The 1,939-nt window shown below is 48.9% G+C and carries 1 tRNA gene and 1 rRNA gene; both read right to left on the bottom strand.

Annotation, left to right across the window (positions count from 1 at the left end):
- Positions 1 to 2: 2 nt before the first annotated feature.
- A tRNA-Ile gene (locus AAYQ05_RS21835) sits at positions 3 to 76 on the bottom strand.
- A gap of 125 nt (positions 77 to 201) precedes the next feature.
- A 16S ribosomal RNA gene (locus AAYQ05_RS21830) occupies positions 202 to 1,715 on the bottom strand.
- Positions 1,716 to 1,939 lie beyond the last annotated feature (224 nt).

The raw sequence follows: 1,939 nt of genomic DNA, 5'->3' as shown, positions 1-1,939 counted from the left end.
AGTAGTCCCGGGCAGACTCGAACTGCCGACCCCTACATTATCAGTGTAGTACTCTAACCAGCTGAGCTACGAGACTCTGTTTTACTTAAGTTTTATCATTTTTTTTTAAATTAACAGCAAGAGTAATGCAATCTGAAACCCAAAACCTTAAGATTCCATCATTTTCCCAAGCGTGCTCTTCAGCTAACACTCGGGCTCTAGAAAGGAGGTGTTCCAGCCGCACCTTCCGGTACGGCTACCTTGTTACGACTTAGCCCTAGTTACCAGTTTTACCCTAGGCAGCTCCTTGCGGTCACCGACTTCAGGCACCCCCAGCTTCCATGGCTTGACGGGCGGTGTGTACAAGGCCCGGGAACGTATTCACCGGATCATGGCTGATATCCGATTACTAGCGATTCCAGCTTCACGGAGTCGAGTTGCAGACTCCGATCCGAACTGTGACCGGCTTTATAGATTCGCTCCCCCTCGCGAGGTGGCTGCTCTCTGTACCGGCCATTGTAGCACGTGTGTAGCCCAAGGCGTAAGGGCCGTGATGATTTGACGTCATCCCCACCTTCCTCACAGTTTGCACTGGCAGTCTTGTTAGAGTTCCCGACACTACTCGCTGGCAACTAACAACAGGGGTTGCGCTCGTTATAGGACTTAACCTGACACCTCACGGCACGAGCTGACGACAACCATGCAGCACCTTGTAAACTGTCTTGCGAAAGATCTGTTTCCAAATCGGTCAGTCTGCATTTAAGCCTTGGTAAGGTTCCTCGCGTATCATCGAATTAAACCACATGCTCCACCGCTTGTGCGGGCCCCCGTCAATTCCTTTGAGTTTCATTCTTGCGAACGTACTCCCCAGGTGGGATACTTATCACTTTCGCTTAGCCACTGAGCTTGCGCCCAACAGCTAGTATCCATCGTTTACGGCGTGGACTACCAGGGTATCTAATCCTGTTCGCTACCCACGCTTTCGTCCATCAGCGTCAATCCACTGGTAGCAACCTGCCTTCGCAATTGGTATTCCATGTAATCTCTAAGCATTTCACCGCTACACTACATATTCTAGTTGCTTCCCAGTAATTCAAGTCCAGCAGTATCAATGGCCGTTCCACCGTTGAGCGATGGGCTTTCACCACTGACTTACCAGACCGCCTACGGACCCTTTAAACCCAATGATTCCGGATAACGCTTGGATCCTCCGTATTACCGCGGCTGCTGGCACGGAGTTAGCCGATCCTTATTCTTACGGTACCGTCAAGCTCCGACACGTCGGAGTGTTTCTTCCCGTACAAAAGCAGTTTACAATCCATAGGACCGTCATCCTGCACGCGGCATGGCTGGTTCAGGCTTGCGCCCATTGACCAATATTCCTCACTGCTGCCTCCCGTAGGAGTCTGGTCCGTGTCTCAGTACCAGTGTGGGGGATCTCCCTCTCAGGACCCCTACCCATCGTTGCCTTGGTAAGCCGTTACCTTACCAACTAGCTAATGGGACGCATGCTCATCTTTCACCGTTGTGACTTTAATTATAAAGTGATGCCACTCCATAATGCTATGAGGTATTAATCCAAATTTCTCTGGGCTATCCCTCTGTGAAAGGCAGATTGCATACGCGTTACGCACCCGTGCGCCGGTCTCAAAGCCCGAAAGCTTCTACCCCTCGACTTGCATGTGTTAAGCCTGCCGCTAGCGTTCATCCTGAGCCAGGATCAAACTCTTCATCGTATATTTTAATATTATTTTGCGATGGATATCTATCGGTTCTTTTTCGAATCTCTCGATTCCATTACTCTTATATTTCTGTCCCGATCAATCGGGACGGCTGTCAATTCAATATGTCTACGAACGTAATTTCTTTGTCTTTCGCTTATCTCTCAAAGCGGGTGCAAAACTAAAACTTCTTTTTGTTTCCTGCAAGAAAAACTTAAAAAAATTTGAAGCTTTTTTTT

The organism is Flavobacterium movens, assembly GCF_039581425.1.
GTDB classification, from domain to species: domain Bacteria; phylum Bacteroidota; class Bacteroidia; order Flavobacteriales; family Flavobacteriaceae; genus Flavobacterium; species Flavobacterium luteolum.
The sequence above is the reverse complement of the archived record's forward strand: the minus strand, read 5'-3'. Positions and strand labels throughout refer to the sequence as shown.